This window comes from Brevibacillus brevis NBRC 100599, from assembly GCF_000010165.1.
GTDB lineage: Bacteria > Bacillota > Bacilli > Brevibacillales > Brevibacillaceae > Brevibacillus > Brevibacillus brevis_D.
In genome coordinates this window covers 5,837,550-5,861,927 of the sequence record NC_012491.1, presented here as the reverse complement: position 1 = coordinate 5,861,927, position 24,378 = coordinate 5,837,550, and the positions used below count along the sequence as shown (strand labels likewise).

At 49.0% G+C, this 24,378-nt stretch carries 22 protein-coding genes; 12 read left to right on the top strand and 10 right to left on the bottom strand.

The annotated features are described in order from the left end of the window. Positions 1–24: 24 nt before the first annotated feature. Positions 25–720 (bottom strand): hypothetical protein, encoded by a 696-nt coding sequence (locus tag BBR47_RS27725; protein ID WP_015893713.1) that lies wholly within the window; start codon positions 718–720, stop codon positions 25–27. A gap of 156 nt (positions 721–876) precedes the next feature. On the opposite strand from BBR47_RS27725, the gene BBR47_RS27720 reads away from it, so the two are divergent. The 4 genes from BBR47_RS27720 to BBR47_RS27705 all read left to right on the top strand — a co-directional run bounded on the left by BBR47_RS27720 (position 877) and on the right by BBR47_RS27705 (position 6,260). Beyond that, positions 877–1,617, top strand: coding sequence for a gluconate 2-dehydrogenase subunit 3 family protein (locus BBR47_RS27720; RefSeq protein ID WP_041749702.1), 741 nt, complete (start codon positions 877–879; stop codon positions 1,615–1,617). 15 nt (positions 1,618–1,632) lie between these two features. Beyond that, positions 1,633–3,354 carry a GMC family oxidoreductase gene (locus BBR47_RS27715; protein ID WP_015893711.1) on the top strand — a complete coding sequence of 574 codons (1,722 nt, stop codon included), beginning with the start codon at positions 1,633–1,635 and terminating at the stop codon, positions 3,352–3,354. Between the two features lie 219 nt (positions 3,355–3,573). Beyond that, positions 3,574–4,782: a trans-sulfuration enzyme family protein gene (locus BBR47_RS27710; RefSeq protein WP_015893710.1), complete on the top strand. Its 1,209-nt coding sequence runs from the start codon at positions 3,574–3,576 to the stop codon at positions 4,780–4,782. A 26-nt stretch (positions 4,783–4,808) separates the two neighbouring features. Further along, complete coding sequence (locus tag BBR47_RS27705; RefSeq protein ID WP_041749701.1) at positions 4,809–6,260, top strand: sigma-54 interaction domain-containing protein; 1,452 nt, start codon at positions 4,809–4,811, stop codon at positions 6,258–6,260. 238 nt (positions 6,261–6,498) lie between these two features. Here BBR47_RS27705 and BBR47_RS27700 read toward each other — a convergent pair whose 3' ends face one another. The 3 genes from BBR47_RS27700 to BBR47_RS27690 form a co-directional block, all read right to left on the bottom strand. Continuing rightward, entirely contained in the window at positions 6,499–6,822 is a 324-nt protein-coding gene (locus BBR47_RS27700; RefSeq protein ID WP_015893708.1) for an antibiotic biosynthesis monooxygenase family protein, read from the bottom strand. Positions 6,823–6,898: 76 nt separating this feature from the next. Then, positions 6,899–7,792, bottom strand: coding sequence for an arylamine N-acetyltransferase (locus tag BBR47_RS27695; protein ID WP_015893707.1), 894 nt, complete (start codon positions 7,790–7,792; stop codon positions 6,899–6,901). Positions 7,793–7,995: 203 nt separating this feature from the next. Next, positions 7,996–8,511 (bottom strand): stalk domain-containing protein, encoded by a 516-nt coding sequence (locus tag BBR47_RS27690; protein ID WP_015893706.1) that lies wholly within the window; start codon positions 8,509–8,511, stop codon positions 7,996–7,998. 223 nt (positions 8,512–8,734) lie between these two features. Here BBR47_RS27690 and BBR47_RS27685 point away from each other — a divergent pair, with 223 nt between their 5' ends. Next, on the top strand, positions 8,735–9,424 hold the full coding sequence (locus tag BBR47_RS27685) for a uracil-DNA glycosylase (RefSeq protein ID WP_015893705.1): 690 nt from the start codon (positions 8,735–8,737) through the stop codon (positions 9,422–9,424). Between the two features lie 79 nt (positions 9,425–9,503). Here the strand turns inward: BBR47_RS27685 and BBR47_RS27680 are convergent, their stop codons facing one another. After that, positions 9,504–10,145: a thiamine diphosphokinase gene (locus BBR47_RS27680; RefSeq protein ID WP_015893704.1), complete on the bottom strand. Its 642-nt coding sequence runs from the start codon at positions 10,143–10,145 to the stop codon at positions 9,504–9,506. 34 nt (positions 10,146–10,179) lie between these two features. Next, on the bottom strand, positions 10,180–10,590 hold the full coding sequence (locus BBR47_RS27675) for a 2Fe-2S iron-sulfur cluster-binding protein (protein WP_015893703.1): 411 nt from the start codon (positions 10,588–10,590) through the stop codon (positions 10,180–10,182). 142 nt (positions 10,591–10,732) lie between these two features. On the opposite strand from BBR47_RS27675, the gene BBR47_RS27670 reads away from it, so the two are divergent. Beyond that, a complete protein-coding gene (locus BBR47_RS27670) occupies positions 10,733–11,641 on the top strand; it encodes a GNAT family N-acetyltransferase (protein ID WP_015893702.1) in 909 nt (302 codons plus the stop codon). A gap of 12 nt (positions 11,642–11,653) precedes the next feature. Here the strand turns inward: BBR47_RS27670 and BBR47_RS27665 are convergent, their stop codons facing one another. Beyond that, positions 11,654–12,460, bottom strand: a complete 807-nt coding sequence (locus BBR47_RS27665; RefSeq protein WP_015893701.1) for an Fpg/Nei family DNA glycosylase — start codon at positions 12,458–12,460, stop codon at positions 11,654–11,656. 207 nt (positions 12,461–12,667) lie between these two features. On the opposite strand from BBR47_RS27665, the gene BBR47_RS27660 reads away from it, so the two are divergent. Next, positions 12,668–13,825 (top strand): THUMP domain-containing class I SAM-dependent RNA methyltransferase, encoded by a 1,158-nt coding sequence (locus BBR47_RS27660; protein WP_015893700.1) that lies wholly within the window; start codon positions 12,668–12,670, stop codon positions 13,823–13,825. Between the two features lie 74 nt (positions 13,826–13,899). Continuing rightward, positions 13,900–16,548, top strand: a complete 2,649-nt coding sequence (locus tag BBR47_RS27655; RefSeq protein ID WP_015893699.1) for a DUF4855 domain-containing protein — start codon at positions 13,900–13,902, stop codon at positions 16,546–16,548. Positions 16,549–16,602: 54 nt separating this feature from the next. On the opposite strand, the gene BBR47_RS27650 is transcribed toward BBR47_RS27655, so the two are convergent. Together BBR47_RS27650 and BBR47_RS27645 are read right to left on the bottom strand one after the other, a co-directional pair. Next, positions 16,603–17,250 (bottom strand): hypothetical protein, encoded by a 648-nt coding sequence (locus BBR47_RS27650; protein ID WP_015893698.1) that lies wholly within the window; start codon positions 17,248–17,250, stop codon positions 16,603–16,605. Between the two features lie 78 nt (positions 17,251–17,328). Next, positions 17,329–18,576 (bottom strand): MDR family MFS transporter, encoded by a 1,248-nt coding sequence (locus BBR47_RS27645; RefSeq protein ID WP_015893697.1) that lies wholly within the window; start codon positions 18,574–18,576, stop codon positions 17,329–17,331. 569 nt (positions 18,577–19,145) lie between these two features. Between BBR47_RS27645 and BBR47_RS27640 the strand changes: the two genes are divergently transcribed. Both BBR47_RS27640 and BBR47_RS27635 read left to right on the top strand, forming a co-directional pair. Beyond that, a complete protein-coding gene (locus tag BBR47_RS27640) occupies positions 19,146–20,258 on the top strand; it encodes an aminopeptidase (protein ID WP_015893696.1) in 1,113 nt (370 codons plus the stop codon). Positions 20,259–20,804: 546 nt separating this feature from the next. Continuing rightward, positions 20,805–21,737, top strand: a complete 933-nt coding sequence (locus BBR47_RS27635) for an RluA family pseudouridine synthase (RefSeq protein WP_015893695.1) — start codon at positions 20,805–20,807, stop codon at positions 21,735–21,737. Between the two features lie 76 nt (positions 21,738–21,813). On the opposite strand, the gene BBR47_RS27630 is transcribed toward BBR47_RS27635, so the two are convergent. Then, positions 21,814–22,827 carry a hypothetical protein gene (locus BBR47_RS27630; RefSeq protein ID WP_015893694.1) on the bottom strand — a complete coding sequence of 338 codons (1,014 nt, stop codon included), beginning with the start codon at positions 22,825–22,827 and terminating at the stop codon, positions 21,814–21,816. A 139-nt stretch (positions 22,828–22,966) separates the two neighbouring features. Between BBR47_RS27630 and BBR47_RS27625 the strand changes: the two genes are divergently transcribed. Then, on the top strand, positions 22,967–23,590 hold the full coding sequence (locus tag BBR47_RS27625) for a YhbD family protein (protein WP_041749700.1): 624 nt from the start codon (positions 22,967–22,969) through the stop codon (positions 23,588–23,590). A 14-nt stretch (positions 23,591–23,604) separates the two neighbouring features. After that, positions 23,605–24,333 carry a cell shape determination protein CcmA gene (locus BBR47_RS27620; RefSeq protein WP_015893692.1) on the top strand — a complete coding sequence of 243 codons (729 nt, stop codon included), beginning with the start codon at positions 23,605–23,607 and terminating at the stop codon, positions 24,331–24,333. Positions 24,334–24,378 lie beyond the last annotated feature (45 nt).

The window sequence follows — 24,378 nt, the reverse complement described above, 5'->3', positions numbered from 1 at the left end:
AAATGCTTGTCCCTTTTTCTTTGTTTATCGCTTCGCTTCACGAATGAGCACGTTCAACTGTTCAGCCATGGCTTGCTGATTCTTCTGATCCTTCATTTGTTTTTTCACCGTTTCTAGCGCTTTGATGCCTTTTTTTGAGCTCACGACCTTCACAGGTGTATCTGTCCCATAGATACGCTCGATTTGGGCGCGTGCTTGTGCAAATGTGCTCTGATGATCGCTCGTACCCAATGTCCCTGGAGTTCCGCTCCCTGATTTTGTACGGGCAGCATCATGCCCGCGACTGGAGCTTCCGGAGTAATTGCTGATGAGATGGGACTGCATCGGATCCATTTGATTGATCGATTGTGTATTGGCAGTAGAAGGAGCCAAGTAGACGGCGTCGTTCACAATCAACGCCTGGACGCCGTGTACGCCCGCTGCCTTCAGTTGGGCTTCCAGCTTTGTGGAAGGACCACCCGTGTGCAGGTGTGAGCTGCCCATAGAGCTGTAGAGAGCATTGCCCATTCCGCTATACGTATGGCCGTGTGCGTTTGTCGTGAATTTCTTATCGCGATCCACGCTTGGAATAACCGTTGCGCCTTTTGGAGCTTGCGTTGTGGACTGTGTGCGTGCTGGCGTATGTGGCTTCGTAGGCGGAGCGGCTTGATTCATACAAGCTGTCAGTAGAAGTACAGTCCCTAAACCTGCGGTACCAACCCATTTGTGGAAGTGCTTCATCCAAGATCCCTCCAAGTCATCCTACCTCTGTAAAGTTATCTTTTGTTCGCTGCATGAAGTTATGAGTGGAGCTTGTTGGAAAAATTTCTGTGACCACGATTATCTTGAGGAAAAAATGCACAAACCAAAGGAAGGAAATCACTGGAGGTGGTAGATTTGGCAGATTCAAATAACGTGAAGGAGCAGCCAGTATCCCGGAGGAACTTCTTGAAAAACTCTGGCTTGGTGCTCGGTAGCTTGGTCGTGGGTGGCGTGGCAGGGAGCTTGCTCCGAAAACCGGAACCTCAAGCCCAGCCAGCAGCACCGCCCCCTACGGCCGATTACAATCAGGCGCTCATGTTTTTTACGCCTGAGCAATTCAAGGTGGCGGATGCCGCTTGCGAGCGCATTTTTCCTGAGGATGAGCTAGGTCCGGGGGCGAAGGCACTTGGTGCAGCTTATTTCATTGACCACCAGCTAGCAGGTGATTGGGGCTTTAATGCTCGGGATTACATGCAAGCGCCCTTTTATCCGGGTGAAATTACACAGGGCTATCAAGGTAGGTTAAAACGCAGGGAAATATTCGATATCGGCCTTCAAGAGATGAACAACTATAGCAACAGTACCCACGGAAAGCGGTTTTACGAACTCCCACCAGAACAGCAGGACGCTGTTTTAAAGGCCTTTGAATCCGATGAAGTAAAATTGACGACCATCTCGGCGAGCACTTTTTTCAATATGCTTCGGGCCAGTACGATCGAAGGTGTTTATGCAGACCCTCTATACGGAGGCAATAAAAATATGGACGGCTGGAAAATGAAGAATTTCCCAGGTAATCAAATGGCGTATACACAGCTGATTGATAAGCCTGAGTTTGTGAAGATGGCTCCCTTAAGCTTGCGGGATCATCAACATTAGGGAGGACTGTAACATATGGCCAAAAAGTTACCTAAGGTTGACGTCGTGATCGTGGGGGTGGGCTGGGGTGGAGGCATTATTGCTTCTGAGCTAACCAAGCAAGGTCTGACAGTAGTGGGGCTAGAGCGAGGCAAGGAGCGCAAAACCGAAGACTACTTCATGGTACACGATGAATTGCGTTATGCCCTCCGTTACGAGCTGATGCAAGATTTGTCCAAGGAAACGATCACGTTCCGCAGTAAAATGAACGTTCGTGCGCTTCCTATGCGGTCATATGGTTCCTTTTTGCTCGGGACAGGACTCGGGGGATCTGGTGTCCACTGGAACGGACAGACCTTCCGCTTCCTGCCGTATGATTTCGAAATCCGCTCCAAGACGATTGAACGGTATGGTGCTAAGAAAATTCCAGAGGGAATGACAATCCAGGATTGGGGCATTACCTACGATCAACTGGAGCCGTACTTCGATAAGTTTGAAAAGATGGCGGGAATCGCTGGCGAGGAGAATCCGTTGGGGGGGAAACGCTCCAGTCCTTATCCGACGCCTCCGATGCGTACTACACCGAGTATGAAAATGTTTGCGGATGCGGCGAAAAAGAAAAACCTGCATCCATACATCCTTCCATCAGCCAATCTCTCGCAAGCGTATACCAATCCAGACGGGGTGGCACGGGCTGCATGTCAGTACTGCGGCTTCTGTGAAAGGTTTGGCTGTGAGTACGGAGCAAAAGCCGATCCAGTGGTGACCGTGATCCCAGTAGCCAAGAAGACAGGGAAGTTTGAAATTCGCACGCATTCCCATGTCCGCAGAATTTTACATACAGGGAACAAAGCGACAGGTGTCTTGTATACGGACGTCACGACAGGGGAGGAATTCGAACAGCCCGCTGATATTGTGGTGATGACCAGCTATGTATTCAACAACACGCGCATCCTGCTCATGTCCAAGCTAGGAAAACCGTATGATCCAACAACCGGAAAAGGCGTGATCGGTAAAAACTACGCCTATCAAGTCTTGAGAGGAGGCGCGGTGGGCTTCTTCGACGACAAGGAATTTAACAATTATGCAGGCGCAGGATCGTTGGGAATGTGTTTGGATGACTACAACGGTGATAACTTCGATCACTCCAATTTGAAATTTATCCATGGGGCGAATATCTCTGTCACACAAACCGGCTTTCGACCAATTGGCACGAACAAGGTACCGCCGGGAACGCCTAGCTGGGGCAAGGATTTCAAGGCTGCCTCGATCAAATACACGAATCGATTCATATCCGTAGGTGCTCAAGGAGCTTCCATGCCATTTCAACAGCATTTCCTTGATCTGGACCCGACGTACAAGGACGCTTTTGGAGATCCGTTGATCCGCATTACGTATGATTTCGTTGACCAGGATAGGGAGCTGGCGGCATTTTGTGCTGATAAATGCGCGGAAATTGTCAAAGAAATGGGAGCGAACGAGAAGCTCGAAATCAACCGCAAGCTCGGACCCTACGATATCACGCCATACCAATCGACACATAATACAGGTGGCGTCATCATGGGTGCTTCACCAGACAATTCGGCAGTCAACAACTATTTGCAGATGTGGGATGCGGAAAACGTTTTTGTCGTCGGGGCTTCCTCCTTTGCGCATAATAGCGGCTACAATCCGACAGGAACGATGGGTGCTCTCTCCTATCGAGCAGCAGAGGGCATTTTGAAGTACAGGAAAAGCGGGGGCGGTATGCTCGTATAAGCTGTTTTTCTAATTGTGCAAAATGTAATTGCAACTATGCGAAAGGTCGTTGGGGCAACTGACGGCTTTTTTGCGTGCATCTAAGAAAATTGATTTGCATAATTGCGAATGTCGATAGCGGAAAAAAGCGCAAAGCCCTGGAATGATGCGGTTTCTCACCTTGGCATGAACCTTGCTATACCCTTTGGTAACAGCACAAACCAAAGGGAGAGACAATCAATGACGACAAATAAGTGGAAGATGGACACCTCCATTATTCATACCGCACAAACGCCTTGCCAAAAAACAGGAGCAGTGGTATCCGCGGTGGTGCCTGCTGTGGCCTATGCGTTTCCAGATGCAGATTCCGCAGCGGCGTGCGTGGCTGGTGAGCGAGAAGGAACGTACTACGGAAGATATGGCAATCCTACCATCAGCACTTTAGAGCAAAAAATCGCCGCATTGGAAAATGGTGAAGCTGCCCTGGGCGTAAGCAGTGGGATGGCTGCCATATCGGGGGCTTTGCTCGCCTTTTTGAAGCAGGGTGATCATGTGGTGTGTACGCGAGATGTGTACGGGGGGAGCTACAAGTTTCTTACGACCATGGCTCCGCGTTACGGCATTGCGACGGACTTCGTCGATTGCACCGATTTGGAGGCAGTCGAGAGTGCCTTTTTGCCGAACACAAAAGTCCTGTACATCGAAACACCCTCGAACCCGTGCCTGACCGTTTTAGATATCTCGGCGCTGTCCCTATTGGCGCACGCTCATGGCATTGTGGTAATCGTCGACAACACCTTCTTAACGCCGTATTTACAGCGACCACTTGAGCTAGGGGCAGATGTCGTCGTGCATAGCGCCACCAAATATTTGAACGGACATGGCGATGTGATCGCGGGCTTTATCGTCGGGAAGCAGGAGCATATCCAATTCATGCGCAAAAACGTCATGGGTGACTTGGGACAAAATTTGAATGCTTGGGATGCTTTTTTAATCCTGCGTGGGATGAAGACACTCGGCTTGCGTGTCAGACAGCATGGACAAAACGCTCAGGCAGTCGCGGAGTTTTTGGCGAAGCACCCTGCAATCTCCCACGTTTATTACCCTGGTCTGCCTTCGCATCCACAGCATGAGCTGGCTAAACGGCAAATGGCCGGAATGGGCGGGATCGTTTCTTTTGAAGTAAAGGGCGGTTACGAGGCAGCCAAATCTTTCATTAACGCTCTGCACTTGGCTATGATATCGTTTAGTTTAGGAGATCCCGAGACACTGGTACAGCATCCTGCCTCGATGACGCATTCCTCGATCCCTGCTTCCGAGCGGATCAAGTTCAACATTACGGACGGTCTGATTCGCTTATCGACTGGTTTGGAGGACGTGGAGGATATCATCGCAGATTTGGAGCAGGCGCTAGCTAGCTTGCCCGTGGCGGCAGCGTCCAGGGGATAAAGGAACGTGAAACTGGAGGATGGGGCATGACAGAGTTTTCCCGGATCGAGGAATTCATTCAATCGTACGCCGACAATATTTCCAAGGTACTGGGACTCGATGTCACCATCCTGGATGAACAAGGGATACGTGTGAGCGGAACCGGCTACTATCAGGAGCTGATTGGATTGCCTGCGCCCGAGGGATCGTTTTTCCGTATGATCCTGCAAACCGGACAGCCGGGAATGATTTTTGACATGAAAAAGAACGAGTCGCAGTGTGGCAATTGCAAGTTTTTGCAGCAATGCCGGGAGCTGGCGACGATTGGATTTCCGGTGCACAAACGGGAGAAGACGGTAGGAGTCATCGGAATTATCGGCTTTTCCCCTGAACAAAAGGAAAAAATGCTGCACCACTCGGAAAAATGGATGCCGTTTTTGCAGCATACGAGTTCTTTGATAGCGCACAAGCTGCTAGAGCTGGATGCGGAGCGGGAGAAGAGTTGCAATATTCAAGAGGAAATGCCGCAGGCCACGGTTCATCCGGTGTATTTCGCCCAGCTGATTGGGGCAGAAACAGGCTTGCGAGATGTGATTGCCAAAGCGAAAAAAGTGACGAACAGCATTTCCACCGTTTTGATCCGGGGAGAGAGCGGAACGGGCAAGGAGCTGTTGGCCAAAGCCATTCATTGCGAGAGTGGGCGCAGCAGACAGCCATTTGTAGCAGTGAATTGCGCGGCGATTCCCGAGACCTTGCTGGAAAGCGAATTGTTCGGGTACGAAGGCGGCGCATTCACAGGCTCCAGACGCGAAGGGAAGCCGGGAAAATTTGAACTGGCCCACAAAGGTACGATTTTTCTGGATGAAGTAGGCGATATTCCGTTGTCCCTCCAGCCCAAGCTGTTGCGCGTCCTTCAGGAGAAAACAGTAGATCGGGTAGGCGGCGTAAAAACGTTGGGTGTCGATGTGCGTGTTATTGCTGCTACACACCGGGATTTGGAGAGCATGGTCAGGGAAGGAACGTTTCGCGAGGATTTGTATTATCGACTCAACGTCATCCCTCTGCGGTTAAAGCCGTTGCGTGAACGTACGGAGGATATCGCGCTTTACTTGCAGCACTTCCTGTATCGGTACGGGACGTTGCTGCAAAAAGGCAGACTGGAGCTCGAAGCCCAACTCGTCCAACGACTACAAGCATACGAATGGCCGGGGAATATTCGTCAGCTGGAAAACGCCGTCGAGTATATGGTCAACATGGCGGAGGGGCACGTCATCGGCAACGAGGAGCTTCCTGAGTATCTGCTGTTTGAGGATGAGCCGACGACAGTAGGCAGCGATTTGGGGCTGGAAAAGCTGGTGGCAGAATATGAACGCTCCATTCTTCAGCGCTATTTGAATGCAGGCAAGTATGGGCAGGATAAAGCCGCGATTGCCAATGAGCTACGGATCAGCTTGTCGACCCTGTACCGGAAGATGGAGAAGTACGGATTGATTAAATAAATATGATACCGATAGCTCGTCAAAGCTTGAACGGTAAGAAATTGTCAGTCTCTTTTTCTTTTTTTCTTAGCTTTTATACTAAATACGATTGCTGTAACGACAATCACAAAAACGATCAGAACTATGAGACCAGGATATCCTACATTACCCTTTCTAAAACTTACTCGGTGTACAACCACTGGCACGTCATAAAAAAGTGGCCGAGCAGATAGTCTGCTTGAGCCACTTTTTTCTATAATTACGAAGGGTTCGGTTCTTTTTTCGCTTTCAGCTCGTAATGGCCAGTTTTGCCGCTAATGTACCACTCAGGAGTTTCTTCTTCACGTGCTTGGCGGTGACCTGCCAGATGAACATCACTCAGCTCCCACTGCTTCCACGCCTCTTTTGATTCCCAACGGATCATGACGACCACTTCTTCTTCACCTTTGTGTGGCTTCTGTACCAGCACGCTCAAATCTACAAAGCCAGGAGCCTTCTCAACAGCACCAGGCTCGCTAAAGCCTTGTACGATTTTGTCAGAATGACCTTCCTGGACGACGTATGTTTTTATCTCCATCATCATGAAGTGCGACACTCCTTATATACCATTTCCCTACTTTTCCATATTAGTGAGAAATATTATCATTGTCAACCAGATATTAACAAATGGTAGGACGATCGAGAGCTGCGTTTTCAAGTGGGACTTCTTCTTTTTTGGGAGCAGAAAAAATATCAATACCACGCTCAAGCAGGCTTTCTACTGCCTCGCGAACAGGGAGAAGTGGCAGTTGCATTTCATCGGCGACAGCAGCTTCTATGTCAGCGATAGTGTGCAGAGGTGTTATCTGGTTGGTGCCATCTGAATAACCGATTTGGAGAGCGTTGTTTTTGAGGAGTACGAAGCGATCTTGTTCCAGCTGAAAACGATGGATGTGAAGTCGATTCAAAAAGAAGGCGTCCGGTAAAAAGGAGGAGCGGATGGCTTCCGACAAGTCAGGCAGTTCTTTTCGTTCATTCGGATGAAAATCCCACCGAGGAATTGCCACTTTTCCGTTTTCATACCGCGTAAAGCGATAGTGTTCAGGATGATCGGGACTTTTGGTCAAATCCATCGAGGCAGTGCCAAAAGGCCTTACATGGTTCCCCTCTTCGAGAAAATGAATTGGCTCAAAGATAGGAGCGGTAGCCCCAGCATCCACATAGACAGGTGTTTCTCCTGTATTCGGACCATCGATCAGGATGGCAGCATGCCCGCCGCCTGGCAAGACGAGCTGACCGTAGAATCCGAGAGCTCGAAGCAGAGAGAGAAAGCAGTGATTGTTGGTATAGCATGTGCCGCCGAAATGATGATGGATCGCATTGTGCACATATTCCTCAGGGGTCGGTATCTCATGTTTCCCGTCACGGAAGAAGAGCAGCTTGCTTACATTTTCATAAGGGAAGGTCTGCAGATGCGCGCGACAGAGCTCACTGAGATAAGAGAGGCTAGGTGGCTTGCGGTCTAGCTGTAGACGTTGAAGGTATAAACTCGCCCAGTTCGGGAAGGTAGACATAAACAAGTTCACTCCTTATATAAAATAAATAGTAAATAAAAATGTATGTTAAGTGTTGATAGAGAGATCGTATCATATGGGACAAGTGGTAATCAATCTAAATTTTTCCAAGAAACAAAAAAGGCACCGGAAGGATAGCCTCCGGTGCTAGCGGGTCCCTAGTCCGCTGTCTTTTTCGTACGAATAGATAAGTGCAGAAGAAATTATAATAACGACTTAATTTCCCCGGTATTCGGGTTCACTACGAACCAGCCATACGTACTGGTGTAGCTGTCGCCAGATTGGAAGTTGTTTACGACCGTTTGGTACACTTGAATGACATAGTGACCTTTTTCGTCGTCGTGAGCGTACTCGACTACATGTGTCGGCGAGAGTTTGCCAGCGAACTTCTTTTTCACCAGCTCGATCGCTTCCATTTTGGAGTACATTTTTGCGGATGGAATTTTACCGATGAAAATCGATTTGGTTCTCGCGTCGTAAATGACCGGCTTGTTCAGGTTCTCAGCTACGAAGCGGATTGGCACATAGACGGAGTTTTTGTACATGATGCCTTGTACGTCGCTGTTCGGTGATTTCGGCAACCCGTCAAAGTAGTAGGTGAATGGTGTTTTCATTCCTTCTTCCGCGTCTGGAAAAGCGGGTGCTGCAATGGCAATTCCGGAAAAGAGCACCGAACCTACAACAATGCCCCCCAAAAATGACTTGATGTCCCATTTCATGATGTGAAACCCTCTCCCTTTCTCTTTTCTCTAAATCTTCCCAGCCATCATTATGTCAAAGATCATAGGAGAAAAGCTATCAAACGAGGGTACTAGGAAACAAAGACTAGGAATCATGGGAAAGATAGGACTAAATCAGAATAGTCCTAGTTCTCGAATCAATGGTTCAGTGATGGCTAGGTTTGTGGTAAGGTAGAAAAAAACAGCGGACAAGGTGAGGAACATGACTACCATATTGCAAAATGACTGGGCCCCCGTATTGGCCGATGAATTCGAGAAGCCCTATTATGTAAAGCTTCGTCAGACGTTGAAGGAAGAGTATCAGACGCAGACAATCTACCCAGATATGTTTCATATATTCACAGCGCTGCACCTGACAGAATATCAGAATGCAAAGGTAGTGATTTTGGGGCAAGACCCGTATCACGGACCAGGACAAGCACATGGATTGAGCTTTTCGGTCAAGCCGGGAATCAAGCCGCCACCGTCTCTGGTCAACATCTACAAAGAGTTGAAAAGTGATGTCGGTTTTGAAATCCCTCAGCATGGTTACCTGAATCATTGGGCGAAGCAAGGCGTTATGATGCTGAACACCGTTCTGACGGTTCGGCGCGGCACTCCGAATTCGCACAAGGACATTGGGTGGGAGACGTTTACAGATCGGATTATTCATTTGTTGAACGACCGGGAGACCCCTCTCGTTTTCATCCTGTGGGGTAAGCATGCGCAGGAGAAGGCGGCATTCATTGATCGAAACAAGCATTTCGTCATCGCCTCCCCGCATCCGAGCCCGTTTTCGGCGAATCGCGGCTTTTTTGGCAGCCGTCCTTTTTCGCGGACGAATGAGTTTTTGCGTTCACGCGGGCTTCAAGAGATTGACTGGCAGTTGCCGATGCAGGTTGAGGAAGAGTAGCCTGTATTTGTGCAGGGAAAAGGAAAAGGATCTCCATTATTTTGCACCATGCAAAGGAGATCCTTTCTTTTTCTAGTGATTAGTCTTTGCTTTTGACAACGAGCAGCTTGCCCGTTTGTATCGTGATTGTTCCTGTCTGTTCCGTTAGCAGATTGCTAATACCAAGCGTGTCGCCGATCCGCAGGGTTGCGTCCTTCAACGGATAGAGGAATCCGGTTAAGGTAATCCCTGTGACCTCTGGTGTAAAGGGCAGCAGGGAGATATGATCGAAATGATCCTGCTCTATCGTACTCTGGCGGTCAATCAGCCGGATTTCATTAGTTTCATCGAGGATGCGGCAGTTGGAGCCCGTCTGCAAAGCTTTGTTCAGCAAGTGTACGTTTGCCAGCATATGATCAAAACGAGAGCCGAGCACACCGAGCAGCACAATTTCCTCGGGCTGTTGCTCGATTGCCCAAGTAAGGGCCATTTCTGTATCGGTCCAATCTTTCATAACGGGATCGCAGGAGGAGACGTGCATACTGAGGCGTTCAATTTCTGCCATTTCCTCGGAGCTGACAGAATCAAAGTCACCGATCGACAATTTTGGTACGAGACCGTTGCGAACGAGGAACAAGGCACCTCTGTCAACACCGACGAGCCAATCATTTTCGCGTATCTCTTGGATCGCCCAGGTGCCCAGATTGCCACCAGCGAATAGTAGGATGCGTGTAGGATTCATGCTACGGCCACCTTTTTTCTATTAAAAATATCCTCTATGTAGGAATCGAAGAGCGAAATGTACTTTGACAAGCGAGGCGATAGCCAGTAGCGAGCTTTTCTCCCAGCTTTGCTTTTTCCTGTCCGGTTGGGGTGTCGAGTAAGGATGCACCAGCTACGATCTGTACACTGCACTTGCCGCAATGCCCTTGTTGGCATTTGTAAGCGATGGGTTGAGCTTGCGTGAGCGCAGCTTGTAATAATGTCTGAGAGGGAGTGTACCTGACTGGCATCGTTTGAGAGCGTTGCTTCACCTGTACGAGCTTCTGCTCTGATTGGGGGCGAACCGGGCTCCTATCTGTTTTTTTCACCGACGTTTGCGGATGCACGGGAACGGGAGCTGGACTCGACATCTGTACGTCAGATCGTCCAGGGATGAGCGAGCCGACCGTAAGCTGTTTGCGCATAGGAACCTCCCGAGTAAGTGATTTTTCTCATATTACCATGTCAGGCATGTGGGTGACAAAGCTGGAGGAAGTGTCTGTAGATGATTGAATTTTTAGATTTTATCAATTAAAATAATTTTATTAAAACTAGGAAGGTGATACCATGATTACCATCAAACGGATGAGCGACTGTACCTTTGCAGAAGTGACCAAAGCGTGGAACAGAGGATTCGAAGGCTATTTTATCGAGTTTACGATGACAGAAGAAACGCTTGTCCAGCGACTGGGGGGCGAGGGATACGTGCTGTCCCTGTCTGTGGTTGCTTTTGACGGCACAGAGCCGATTGGCTTAGTGGCCAGTGGGATGAGGACTGTTGCAGGGAAAAAAGTCGCCTGGAATGGTGGTACGGGTGTCGCCACGGAATATCGCCGACAGGGAGTAGGGAAGCAACTGATTGAAGCGACATTGGATTTATACAGAGAAGCTGGGGTGGAAGTAGCTACCTTGGAGGCATTGAGCCAAAATACCAAAGCGATTGCTTTGTATGAGCAAAAAGGCTATGACGTCGTGGATCGTCTGCTGTTTTTGCAGCAGAGTGGACCGCTGGCAGAGAAGGCCTTTCAGACAAATGAACAGGCTGATTATCGGGTTCGGCGCATTTTGGCCCAGGAAGCCGCCATGCTGCCGTTTTACGTAACCGATGTCCCTTGGCAAAATTATTGGATGAACTTGCGAGATTCGCAGGCCGTGCTCGTAGAGGACAGAGAGGGTCAGGCGGTCGGCTATGCGATGTACAAGTGTGTGGTAAACGAAGAAGGCAAAGTCAGCGGGATCGTGCTTCGTCAATGTGTAGCGCAGCCAGAGCATCCTGATGCACCAGACATTTTGAAAACCGCACTCGGGCATGTGTATGGGCCGCTTGCACACGAATGCCGCCGGTCTACGTATAATTTGCGTGCAGCTGATACCTTGCTTGTTGAAATACTACAAGAGGCAGGATTCAGTCCTTCCGAAACAGAGCAGGTGTTTATGATCAAGCAGATGGAAGCTGCACAGACCCCTGTCGTCTAGGGAGTGAAGCTGTCAATGCTGGCAGTTCGCGCAGGCAAATACCTTGCGGGAGGAGAGCTCACTCTTTTCGATAGGCTGTCCACAGCGCGGGCAAGGCTCACCACCGCGATCGTACACCTGGCAGCGCTCATCGAAGCCACCTGTCAGGGAATCGCCTTGAAAAAGCGGCTGCATGTAACCGCCGAATCGAATCGCTTCTGTAAGCACGGTTTGCATAGAATGATACAGTCGTTTTTGTTCCTCGAGAGAAAGTGTCGGGATCGTTCGGGTAGGCAGGATGGCGGCATGGAAGCAGATTTCGTCCGCATAGCAGTTGCCGATGCCCGCGAGCCAATGCTGATTGACTAGCGCTGTTTTGAGGACACTGCGTTTGTCAGCGAGCAGCTCCGTAAATCGGGTAAAGGTAAACAGTGGGTCCAATGGCTCGGGCCCAAGAGGAGCCAGTCTTTCGTCGATCTGAACGTTAGTGAGTAAATGCAGGTAGCCTAAACGGAGGCCGTGAAAATATAAAAGGCGTTCTCCAAAGGAAAGAGTCACTTGAGCGGTTCTCTTTAGCTTATCTTCCGCAGAGCCCAGGTATAGAAAGCCGCCGAGCATCAAGTGAAGCAGAAGGACATGACCACTTTCCAGATGGAAGAGAAGATGCTTGCCACGGCGGTCGACGAGCGTCAGGCGATTGTCTTGCAAAAGACGAGCAAATTCCGCAGGAGGCAAATTAATCGTTTTTTCCCGCTGAACGTGTGTGGCCGTAATCGTTCCGCCACCGATTTTCTCCTGTAGCAGTCGGCGATAGTTCTCCATCTCAGGTAATTCTGGCATGCTGACTCCCTCCCGTTCGTAAGGTTTTTTTTGTAGGATTTCCCATAGGGATGATTCGCATGCCGTACCCGTCACTGTTTTTCGGTGATGGGTCTTTTGAATTTAGACAAGTTTACCAACGCTATTCGGAAATGGGGTAATATAATATGTAAGGTAGTAGGATGAGGGCATGGCCCGAAGGATTATTGGACGGACAGGAGATTACATATGCAAAAAGTAGAATTGATCGCTACGGCGACTTTTGGTTTGGAATCAGTAGTAGCAGAAGAGGTGAAGGCGCTCGGATACGGACCCGTACAGGTGGAGAACGGCAAGGTAACGTTCACGGCAGATATTTCTGCGATTCCCCGCACAAATTTGTGGTTACGAACTGCCGACCGCGTGCGTCTAAAGATAGGGGAGTTCAAAGCAACTACGTTTGACGAGCTGTTTGAAAAGACAAAAGCACTGCCGTGGGCCGATTGGATCACAGAGGATGGGACATTTCCTGTGGAAGGGAAATCGGTCAAATCTACCTTGTTCAGTGTTCCGGATTGCCAAGCCATCGTGAAAAAAGCAGTCGTAGAAAGTCTGAAAAAGACCTACAACCGCGAGTGGTTCGATGAGCAAGGGCCGCTGTACAAGATCGAGGTGGCACTTCTCAAGGATGTGGCGACGCTCACGATTGATACATCAGGACCGGGTCTGCACAAGCGCGGCTACCGGGAATTGATCGGACAAGCGCCACTAAAAGAAACCATGGCTGCGGCGATGATTATGCTGTCTCGCTGGAAGCCTGATCGGGTATTCATGGACCCATTCTGTGGATCGGGTACAATTCCGATTGAGGCGGCGTTGATCGGACAAAACATCGCTCCGGGGATGAACCGGGAATTTGTTTCCGAGACGTGGCCGATCATTCCGAAAACAGCTTGGCGTGAAGCCCGTGCAGAAACGCATGATTTGGCGCGCTATGATCAAAAGCTGGAGATTATCGGGACAGATATGGATGACGAGATCCTGAAAATTGCCCGCTACAACGCGACGGAGGCTGGTGTAGATGACCTGATTCATTTTCAGCGAATGGATGTACGGGATGTTCGAACCAAGCGCAAGTACGGCTACTTGATTTGCAATCCACCTTATGGAGAGCGCTTGGGAGAATGGAAGCAGGTTGCCAAGATGTATGGCGAAATGGGGAAAACCTTTGCTGCCATGGATACCTGGTCATTCTACGTTATTACGTCCGACGAGCAGTTTGAGGAGCATTTTGGTCGTACAGCAAGCAAGAAGCGCAAGCTCTACAACGGAAATATCAAGGTAGACTACTATCAGTTTTTCGGACCTAGACCACCGCGCGGACCAATGGTTACCCCAACCGAGTAGACATAAGGGGTGTGTTCAAAGGATGGCTTTTTGAACCACCTCTACAGAAGGGGCATATTGGAGGAGAAAATGTAATGAGCAAGAAACGATTCGGGAGCAGAATGTTGTTTGCTTTATTGGCAGCGACTACATTACTGGTCCAAAGTACGCCGTTGACTCATGCTGCCACAGAGCCAAAGAAACCGGCAGTAGACACCAAGAAGCTGGAAGATCAGTTCAAAAAACCAGAAGAAGCACACACGGAGTTTACGGATTTGGGCAACAGTTACGCTAGAAAAGCCGTAAACAGACTCGCAGCCCTTTATATGATCAGTGGTCAGGGAGAAAACCGTTTCAACCCGCAAAACACGATTTCTCGACAAGACATTGCGGTACTTTTGACAAAAGTAATCGGTCTTCAACCAACAGAAATTGAGAAAGCCGCTTTTGAAGATGTTCCTTTGGAAAATCCTTATGCACCGTACGTTTATGGACTCTCCGAGTTGGGTGTGATGAACGGCAGAAGTGAACATACCATGGGTGCTCTAGACCCGCTTACAAGACAAGAGCTGGCTGTCATGCTGTCTCGCTTGATGAAAGAGGGATCTGTGACCAAAGTGGCAGGTCAGACTCCTGTTACATACAGCGATGAAGAAGATATCGCCGACTACGCCAAAACGGCTGTGGAAGAAGTGACGAATCAGCGCTGGATGCAAGGTGCAAACGGCAAGTTTAATCCGTCAGGAACCGTCACGCGTGCGGAGGCGGCTGTGATCGCTGAGCGCGTCTTGGATGCACGTTACCAGCAAGCTGAACAGGTGAAATACAAAGTAGATGTAGAGCGGCTGAGCTTGGCTGCTGGCACGAGCCAACGCTTGAAGGTAAGCAGCATCGGGGGAGATGAGCTGCCTTTTACACCTATTTTCGCTTTTGATCGTCCTGAGCTGGGAACCATCTCGGCAGACGGAACCTTTGTTGCTGGTCCTACGGCGGGAAAAGGAAATCTCACGGTGACAGTCGGCTACAACACGACGACAATTCCGGTTGAAATCAAGAACGCTGGTGAGCCAGCTGTCGAAAAGGCAGAGGACACCTTAAAGACTGCTCCGGTGACTTCCTCCAATGACTCGGCAACGGAAGTCGATGAAAGCAAGACGGTAGTAGAAGAAGAGGCGAAGGAGCCAGCGGAGAAGGACGAACTGGTCAATATCGCGCCTGGCAGTTATACATCGGTGACTACTTTTGGAGCCCCAGACTCGTATTTCCAAGAGCTGGAGAAGCAGTATCCGGGTCCAGTAGGTGGACTTGTTACGCCTACAGAAGACTGGACGGGATACCACCGTCAGTTTGGGCGCAAGGTGACCGTTGAGCTCGACGAGGCGAAGCCGTTGGAGAGAGTTGCGCTAACGTTTAAGCAGCAGAAGACTTCGGGTATTACGATGCCAGAATACATGGAAGTCGAGGTATCTCGCGACGGGAAAGTTTGGTCGTATGCGGGAAGAGCTGTTCACGATGTTTCCGCCAAAGAGGACAAGCTGGTTACACGCACATTGAGCGTGACCTTGCCTGACGTCAACACCCGGTATGTTCGGGTATCCTTCCCAGTGAAAGTATTTACGTTCGCTCGCCAGCTGGAGGTATGGGCAAAGCCGGATAGCGAGTGGAACAATGGAGCTGTCTTGCTGCCGCCACCAAACCCGGCGAAGCTGGAAGAAGCCAAACAAGCTGGTCGTCGTGTGGAAAATATGCTACTCGCTTATACCGGGGAGCATAACGAACTCGGGACATGGACCAAAGAAGATTTCCTCCCGATGGTTGGCTACCGCACCGTAGATGGCTATATGCGTGACCAGATGTTTGACACGATTCTGTTCCTGCCGTATCAGACCATTCCTGCGACGAAAGAAAGCTGGACAAAGTACATGAATGATTTGTTCGGCTCAAACAAGCAGCTTGATGCTCTCAACCAGGCTATGCGGGAGTACAACCGCCTGCGCGGAACGCTGTATTCGACACCGACACAGGAAAATGTCGTGCTGGCACTGCCGTATCCGAATGCCAATCAGACCAATTTTGGTCAGTTGGATGAAAAGAAACCATCTCTCTCCTTCAACCCTGCGGGAATTGGAGAAGAGCAAGCGTATTTGAATCGCAAAGCTGCGCTGGAGTGGTACTTCCAGGAGCTCATGAAGCGCTGGAACAGGGAAGGATACGCCTATCTGAAGCTGGAAGGAATTTATTGGTTCCATGAGCTGGTGGAGGATAGCGCACCGAAAGAGCGCCAATTGATTCGTGACATGGGTAGCATGGTGCATGACGAGGCGTTGCGCTACTACTGGATTCCGTATTTCGGTTCACCGGGAGTGTCCGAGTGGAAATCTCTTTATTTCGATAAGGCGTTCCTGCAGCCGAGCTATTACAGCGACAAGCCGGTAGGAATTGACCGTATTCAAGGGGTACTGGAGGTCGTCAACAAGTACAACATGGACATCGAGATCGAAGGCGACTGGAAGATGTACAATGATCCGAAGTTCTATCAGACCTACTACAATCAGCTAGTTGCCACCCACAAGCTGGGGATGGATAAAAACAACGTGCACGCTTACTACTTCGGCTCTAAGACATTGCTAGAGTCTGTCAAGAGCACGGACCCTGTCAAGCGCGCCATCTATGATGATACGTACAAATGGATGCGCGGCCGTTTTGACAGAACAGAATTTTTCGAAGGTAGTGAGATGCCGTAGTGAATGGAAAAGAGTCTGTTTCCCGTTTGGAGGGAAGACAGACTCTTTTTTTGTCTAAAGCGGATGGGCAGACTTTCGTCCAATCGTTTTCCGATAGATCTCCACCAGCTCCTCCACGATCTTTTCCTTCGTCGCATGTAGAGGGGGACTCGGATGGTAGTAATCCATTCCTTTCGGGCAGGGCTTGCCAAAAGTCGGTATCCCTGCTGCTGCGATCCGTTGTTTCCACTGTTTCTTGAGGGAAGAAAGATGCTGCCACGAATGGTGATGGGAAAGCCCCCAACCGATCAGGAGCCACGGATGCTTTTGCAGTTCTTGCGTAGATACGAGCTGAGCCTCGAGCGTTGTCTCTTTCTCATCGATGAGTTGTTCAAAATGAGAGATAGCACTTACGGCAGCAGCATTTTGTACGGAAAACAGGTTGTAAATATGGAATCTGCCTACCAATGCCCGTTTTCCGTAAAACGCCTCCACCAGTCGGATCAATTGTCGCATGGTGGGATCGAGTGTGGTTTGACCCATGATGCTATGGTTGGATGCAGGTCTTTCACGAAAAAGCTTGGCACTACCAGGATTCAGTAAGAGACAGCTCCCAAGAGAATGATGACCCTCTGAATTCGGTCCCCATTGAAGATAGGTAGAAGTTCGGTAGACGACTCCTCGGTGTTCTTTAAAGGTAGCAAAGGCATTCGGCTGGTTCATACGATCCCCTCCTGGTCAAGCTATCTATGCTTCATTTATATGAGAGGAGGGAATTTGGTAGAACGGACATGCTCTACTCTAGCTACTTTTGCTAGCTTCTTCGGCACCGATCATGCGGAACAAAATAATATACAGATAAGCACTGACTAGGGTTAAGCCCAGGACGACACTGAATACGCCAACAGGAGCGAGCCATTGAGATAGACCGATCGTAAGCGGAGCGATAAAGCGACCAATCGAGAACTGGAGCGAAGAAGCTCCCATGTACTGACCACGTGCATCCTCAGGCGAGTATTTACTGATAAAGCTCTGGGCGACTGGTGTACGCATCAGCTCGCCGAATGTCAAAATCGCCATACAGCCGAACAGGAGCCAAATATTCGTCGTAAAGGCCATCAAGAACAGACCGACACCGAATAAGATGGAGGAGATGACGAGGCTGTTGCGATCACTCCAATTTTCGAACCAGCGTGTAACTGGCAGTGTAAACAGAACCACCAAAAAACCATTTAAGGCCATGAGCCAGCCGAATGCGCTGGTTCCCCCGACAGAATAAGTCCAATTGCCCCAAGAAAATAATGCTTGTTGCATGACATGCTCTTTCACATACAACGCCATGTAAATATCCAATTGCATGAATCCAATGGCGATCAAAATCCCTGCGCCAATGTACAGGGCAAAAGCTTTGTCTCGGAAAATAATGGCGTAACTCTGGAATTGCTGAATCAGGGAAAAACGCTCCTTTGCCTTCTCCTGACGGACGTGTTCAGGCAGCGTTTCTTTGATCAGGAAAAAGACGGTAATCGCAAAAAGCAGTTCAACGAGGGTACAGAACATCAACAGCTGCGGGCGATAATGGACAAAAAAGACAGAACCCAATACGGGACCAGCGACCACCCCGATGTTCATCGCTGTGTAAAAGGTGGCAAATACAATTCTGCGATCGTCTTCTGTGGTCAAATCAGCCACCATGGCGGAGCTGGCAGGCCAGTAGAGAGCCCCAGCGATCCCGATCCCGATGAAGGCAATGTAGTCGATCCAGGGAGACGGTGAGAACGCAAACAATGCGAACATCACCGTCGATGTACAGAGCGAGAGCAGCATGGTGAATCTGCGCCCTACCCGGTCAGCCAAATATCCGCCAAACAGGTTGGACAGCATCCCGAGCAGCGGTGGTACCATCAAGAGAAGACCCGCTACATCCTTTCCAAACGTATCACTAAAATAAATCGCCATAAACGGAAAGTACATCCAAAAGAAGGTGTGCGTAATCAATTCACCAAAGAGACGTACCTTCAAGTTAAGATCCCACGAACGCCAAATCATGACACGAATTCCTCCATTCATTTCGGCAGGTGCCTTGACCTCGATTCTCTTCTTGGAAAAATTCCACGTAAAAAAGCACAAACGGGGTAGAGACAATGCTCTTCCGCTTGCGCTTTATCAAACGATACAAGGGTGGCGGGAAATAACCAGTTCAAAGGGGGACAAAAGAGAGACGGTTATATACCTTTAATTTTAGGTACAGTAAACCGACTGTTCACCCAAGAACATGGCCCGCAATTCATATCGGGAAAAAGACGGAAGCGGTTCAGGCATCCTGCAGCTTCTAGCTTTTGATAGGGTTGTAAGAGGCAGTGCCCCTTAAGAGAGGCCCCACCTAAGCGAAGATAACTACAGAACACACCATGAACTCAGCACTCCCGTCTTTCAAATTTTTTACATAGGTAAACTCTTGTTGATTAGAATACTCGAAAGAGTCGAATTTATGCAAGATAATTTTTTGGTTTTTTTCGAATAGTACCAAGAACATCGATAATTGAAAAAGGGGCTTCCATTCGGTAAAATATTTTTTAACACTAATCAAATCATGCTAGGAATGTGGGGGATATCGCATGCTGGATACACGCATCGTCAAGTTGGCTACAAATTTGCTGAGCCATTCTGTACGCCTGAAGGAAAAAGAAAGCTTGTTGATTGAAGTTCGTGGCGAGGGTCACGCCTTGGCGAAAGAATTGGTTAAGCAGGCATACGACTTGGGTGCCTATCCGTTCGTACGGATTATTGACCCGTCTATCCAACGTGAGCTGATGCTCGGTGCAAGTGCAGAGCGTGCGACTCATTTGGCGAAATGGGAAGAGCCAATGTACAAAGATTTGGATACATATATCGTCATTAATGGTCCGTCCAACGACAGTGAGATGGCCGATGTTCCCGTAGAGCGTCGTCGTGCGCATCAGAGTGTGATGCAAGAATTGCATGACTACCTGACCAACAATGTACGCTGGACACTGCTCAACTACCCGACTACGGGCTTGGCGCAAAATGCCAACATGTCTACTGTTGCTTTTGAAGACTTCTATTTTGACGTATGCTCTGTTGACTATAAAAAGATGCACGAAGCCTTTTTGCCTTTGCAGCAATTGATGGATCGTACAGACAAAGTGCGTCTCGTGGGACCAGGGACGGATCTTCAATTCTCGATCAAGGACATTCCGAGTGTCATCTGCTCAGGGCTGCGCAATATTCCAGACGGTGAGATTTTTACAGCTCCTGTGCGTGATTCCGTGAATGGAACCATTACGTACAACACAGCAACAAGCTACATGGGCACGAAATTTGAAAACGTGTGTCTGAAGTTTGTGGACGGAAAAATTGTCGAGGCGACTTCTAACAATACCAAGAGACTCAACGAAATTTTCGATACAGACGAAGGAGCGCGCTTCATTGGGGAATTCGCGATTGGCGTACACCCGTACATCCTGCACCCAATGAATGATATCTTGTTCGATGAGAAAATTGCCGGCAGCTTCCACTTCACACCAGGCCGTGCATACGACAACGCAGATAACGGCAACCGCAGCCAAATCCACTGGGATATGGTAAATATCCAGCGTCCTGAGTACGGCGGCGGAGAAATCTGGTTTGATGATGTGATGATTCGCAAAGACGGTTTGTTCGTTTTGCCGGAGCTGCAAGGACTCAATCCGGAAAACTTAAAAGGGTAATTGGTACAACGGAGCCATCATGCTGAACATGGTGGCTTTTTTGTTTTTTAAACGTAGCTATCGGTGAGGGAAGAAGCGCATTTCCAGTCTACGCTTCGGCCTACGCCCCGCAAGGGGGATTGACTGTTCGCTCCGGAATAATTGGCGGGAGCGCTTCAAACGTAGAAGTTTCGAGGAAGGGTTTCATAAATGAAGCTGAAAACCCCCGCCATTTATTCCGGAGCTGGGTTGGGCTCCAGAGGCGCTTGGACTGGAAATGCGCTTCTTCCTACGGGGCTTTTGCCTACTTCTCGAAAGTTCTGTTTTTTATCATTTAAACCTCGTCGAATAACAACCAAACCGCTCTAAAAGCACGAAGTAATCACAAGCAGTCCGCAAGCACTGTCACATGTCTGGAAGGAGACCGCCCGAACGAAGAGAGGATACAGGCGACTGGAAGACATGTGGCAGGGCTTCCCCAACCACAAACGTTGGACGACTACAAACGAGCATCTCAGGCATCCTTTTGTTACAATAAGAAAAAAGCATGGAACAGAGGGATTAGACGTGAGCCGCAAAGATTGGATCGAATACACCGTCAGTGAACAAGACACGGGAATGAACGTGGAACAAATCGTCCGGCAAAAGCTCAACGTGTCGGGTCGTATGATGCAGCGGCTGACGAGAAGCAAAGGAATTTTGCTCAATCGCAAGCAGCCATTCCTGCAAAGACAAGTAAAAGCAGGAGATACAATCGCTGTTCGTGTCATTGAGAGACAAGAGCAAGTGCCTAGGCAGCCCCAGCATGATACGAAGCCCGAGGGGCCGAACACACCAATGCCGTCCATCGACATTTTGTACGAAGACGATCATCTCTTAATTGCAAACAAACCGGCAGGTATGATGGTGCACCCGATTAAACAGGAGACCGACACATTGGTACATGCACTCGCTGCCGTACTGGCGGCACGTGGTGAGCAGACGAGCGTACATCCTGTGCATCGGCTAGATAAAGATACATCAGGAGCTATTCTCGTAGCCAAAAGCAGCTATGGTCATCAATTGGCTGACAGGCTGCTGCGCGAAGGAGGCATTCATCGCGAGTATCTTGCGGTTGCCAGTGGCGTGTTGTCAGAGGGAGCGGGAACGATCGATGCGCCAATCGGCCGAGATGCGCGTCATCCGACGAAACGCCGTGTCGTGGAGAGTGGCGATCCTGCCATCACGCATTACGAGGTACAACAGACCTCTGAGGAAATGACGCTCGCTCGCGTCTGGCTGGAAACGGGTCGTACCCATCAAATTCGCGTTCACTTTGCCCACATTGGACACCCGCTTGCTGGTGATACGATGTACGGGGGAGCGAGAGGCTTGTTACGCCGACAGGCTCTGCATGCTTCGAAATTATCCTTTTTACATCCGCTTCTCGAAAAAGAGATTGTAGTCGAGGCACCGATACCATCGGATATGAAACGCTTGATGCAAGCAGAGTTTAGATAAGAACGGCCAAGAAGCTGAAACCACCTTTAATAGAAAGGTGGTTTCATTGGTGTATTTGGTAAAGGTGGATTGTGCCCTAGTTGATCAAGCCGTTTTCAGGCGAAACGACGAAATCATGGAAGACTCCTTTGTGGTTGATCGATGCCGTAACAGTCGGTTTCCCCTTTTTCGTAAACGTATATACGTTATATTTGGACGAAACATTGTATCCGGTCAGATCGAGGTTAAAAACCTTTTTCATCATCGGGTTGGCAGCAGCAATCGCCTTTTCTTTTGTAAAGAATGGTTTGGCAAACACCTTGGGAATATCTTCGTCTGCGGTATAGTTCTCATTTATGAACTCGCTGATCAGGGTAGCTGCCACCACTTTCCCTGTTTTCTCCCCTATGACGATACTGTATTTCCCTTCGGTATCCATGAAAGCCCATACTTGATCCAAGCGTTCTTTCGATTCTTTCACCAGTGTTACCTCAGGGAGCAGCGCCGATGCTTTATCGTTGGAAAGAGACTTCAGCGCCTTTTGGGCTGTATCGATCACTTTGGGGTTTATTTGCTCGTTTGTATAATGCAATTTCGCAGCATTGACCTTCCCGGTTGCAGCGTCAATGCTGACCGATGCATGTTGCCCTTTGAACAGCCAAATGTTTTGTTTTTCCCAGTTGATCCGTTCTACCCTATCAATCGTAAAGGCATGCTGATTATCCATTCCTTTTAACGTGCTCGTAACAGTATTCTGCAAATCAGCTGCCACTTCGCTAAGTTTTAATTTTACGTTTACAGATACAACCTTTCCCTCCTGCTTGGTAACGAGCACCTCACCTCTGTTGTTTTTTGCCGTAATCACCCAGGAATTTGCCGTTTCTCCCCTGATCTCGTCCAGTTCGATCGGCACATCGCCCGCCTGCTTTTGCATCGCTTGTCTAGCCGTCTCTACGACATTTTTGTCAAGCTGGGCGAGGGTCATCATTTCTGGCTTTACTGCTGGCGCCTGACCAGCTGCGTATGCTGGTGTCTGTGTGTTTGTAAACGGAGATGCTACGGATAACAGCAAGGCAATCATACTTGTCACAGCTAGTGCTTGTTTTTTCATATGTCCTTTTTCCTTTCTGCATTCAAATCATTTATTTGATCCAGCTGATGGGATTTTGTGACAATCAATCGAGTGTCAAACAATCTGCAGTTGAATAACGTAACAGTGTTATGTTACATTGTTTTCGGAGGTGCTTCACTTGGACGCAAATGTAATCTCGAAGAAGGACCTGCTGGAGCTTACCGGCATTTCGTACGGACAATTGTACCGTTGGAAACGAAAGAACTTGATTCCAGAGGAATGGTTCATTCGTCGAGCCACTTTTACAGGGCAAGAAACCTTTTTCCCACGGGAACAGATTTTGGCTCGAATCGACAAGATCCTGAACATGAAAGACGACCTGTCGCTGGATGAATTGGCGGACATGTTTTCACCAAGTATGAGTGGAACCTCGTTGACAGCAGAGGAATTATTGGCACGAAACATTGTTTCGACTACTTCTCTAGAAGTGTTTAACGTTTTTCTCGGGAGCTTACGGACCTTTACCTTCCAGCAGGCATTATACGCCTATGTGTTAGAAAAGCTTTTGGCCGCAGGAGACTTGAGTGTAGATGAAGGCGGCGGATTGTTGCAGGTACTGGCTAGCCACTATCCCAAATTCGAAGGGAAGCCTTGTGAGCTGATCTTTATGCGCAAGATGGGGATTTCCACGTTCGTGTTGGTGTCTAGCTCTACCGAAATGTATTTTGATAGCGGTGTAAAGGTAGTGAAGCGGCTCGATCTAGCCAATTGCATCGAAGAATTAAAAGGAAAATATTTATAGGGGGAGACCATACCATGCAGAACGAGAATAAGAACAAGCTAGATTTGATCTTTCATGGGGCAGTGAATGCTACGGGTGGTGTATACAACAAAGTAGATGTGCAAGGTTACGGCAAGATTAATGGCGACGTAGAGTGCGAGTCGCTTCATTGTGCGGGACATGTCAGTATCACGGGAGATCTCATTGGCTCTTCGGCAAGAGTAGAAGGCAACGCATCGATAAAAGGCAAAGTGAAGATGGATACATTGTCTGTATACGGTCAGCTTGATGTTGCGGACGATTTGAACTTTACGAGTCTAAAAGTCGGTGGCAATGTCAAGGTACAGGGCAATATGGCAGGAGAGGATGTAAAGGTTCACGGATCATTGAAAACCGCAGGGGATTGCGAAGCAGAAGTGTTCCGGGCAAACGGTGCGTTTAGTATCGGAGGACTGCTGAATGCGGGGCGAATCGAGGTCATACTGCATGGTAGCTGCGAGGCAAAAGAAATAGGCGGAGAGTACATCGAGGTGCGCCGAACAGGCAATAGCACTTTGGGCAAGCTGTTGAAGCATTTTCTCAATAATACCTTGACTGTAGAGACGATTGAAGGAGACGAAATCTACCTGGAAAACACAAAGGCCAAGGTCGTTCGCGGCAACAAGGTCGAGATTGGGCCAGACTGCGAAATTGACCTGGTTGAATACAGCACAGAATGCAAGCAAGACCAAAGCTCCCAGGTTAAGACGCTGACACAACGATAAGGGTGACAAGGAAAAATTAACATTTCAAACTGCATGCAAGTATTT

What these genes read in the sequence shown, in the direction of transcription:
- BBR47_RS27665 (WP_015893701.1), bottom strand. Translation starts at nt 12,460, where the DNA reads ATGCCAGAATTACCTGAGATGGAGAACTATCGCCGACTGCTACAGGAG.
- BBR47_RS27690 (WP_015893706.1), bottom strand. Translation starts at nt 8,511, where the DNA reads ATGAAATGGGACATCAAGTCATTTTTGGGGGGCATTGTTGTAGGTTCG.
- BBR47_RS27705 (WP_041749701.1), top strand. Translation starts at nt 4,809, where the DNA reads ATGACAGAGTTTTCCCGGATCGAGGAATTCATTCAATCGTACGCCGAC.
- BBR47_RS27655 (WP_015893699.1), top strand. Translation starts at nt 13,900, where the DNA reads ATGAGCAAGAAACGATTCGGGAGCAGAATGTTGTTTGCTTTATTGGCA.
- BBR47_RS27685 (WP_015893705.1), top strand. Translation starts at nt 8,735, where the DNA reads ATGACTACCATATTGCAAAATGACTGGGCCCCCGTATTGGCCGATGAA.
- BBR47_RS27645 (WP_015893697.1), bottom strand. Translation starts at nt 18,576, where the DNA reads ATGATTTGGCGTTCGTGGGATCTTAACTTGAAGGTACGTCTCTTTGGT.
- BBR47_RS27695 (WP_015893707.1), bottom strand. Translation starts at nt 7,792, where the DNA reads ATGTCTACCTTCCCGAACTGGGCGAGTTTATACCTTCAACGTCTACAG.
- BBR47_RS27670 (WP_015893702.1), top strand. Translation starts at nt 10,733, where the DNA reads ATGATTACCATCAAACGGATGAGCGACTGTACCTTTGCAGAAGTGACC.
- BBR47_RS27650 (WP_015893698.1), bottom strand. Translation starts at nt 17,250, where the DNA reads ATGAACCAGCCGAATGCCTTTGCTACCTTTAAAGAACACCGAGGAGTC.
- BBR47_RS27680 (WP_015893704.1), bottom strand. Translation starts at nt 10,145, where the DNA reads ATGAATCCTACACGCATCCTACTATTCGCTGGTGGCAATCTGGGCACC.
- BBR47_RS27700 (WP_015893708.1), bottom strand. Translation starts at nt 6,822, where the DNA reads ATGATGATGGAGATAAAAACATACGTCGTCCAGGAAGGTCATTCTGAC.
- BBR47_RS27660 (WP_015893700.1), top strand. Translation starts at nt 12,668, where the DNA reads ATGCAAAAAGTAGAATTGATCGCTACGGCGACTTTTGGTTTGGAATCA.
- BBR47_RS27710 (WP_015893710.1), top strand. Translation starts at nt 3,574, where the DNA reads ATGACGACAAATAAGTGGAAGATGGACACCTCCATTATTCATACCGCA.
- BBR47_RS27715 (WP_015893711.1), top strand. Translation starts at nt 1,633, where the DNA reads ATGGCCAAAAAGTTACCTAAGGTTGACGTCGTGATCGTGGGGGTGGGC.
- BBR47_RS27640 (WP_015893696.1), top strand. Translation starts at nt 19,146, where the DNA reads ATGCTGGATACACGCATCGTCAAGTTGGCTACAAATTTGCTGAGCCAT.
- BBR47_RS27675 (WP_015893703.1), bottom strand. Translation starts at nt 10,590, where the DNA reads ATGCGCAAACAGCTTACGGTCGGCTCGCTCATCCCTGGACGATCTGAC.
- BBR47_RS27630 (WP_015893694.1), bottom strand. Translation starts at nt 22,827, where the DNA reads ATGAAAAAACAAGCACTAGCTGTGACAAGTATGATTGCCTTGCTGTTA.
- BBR47_RS27725 (WP_015893713.1), bottom strand. Translation starts at nt 720, where the DNA reads ATGAAGCACTTCCACAAATGGGTTGGTACCGCAGGTTTAGGGACTGTA.
- BBR47_RS27620 (WP_015893692.1), top strand. Translation starts at nt 23,605, where the DNA reads ATGCAGAACGAGAATAAGAACAAGCTAGATTTGATCTTTCATGGGGCA.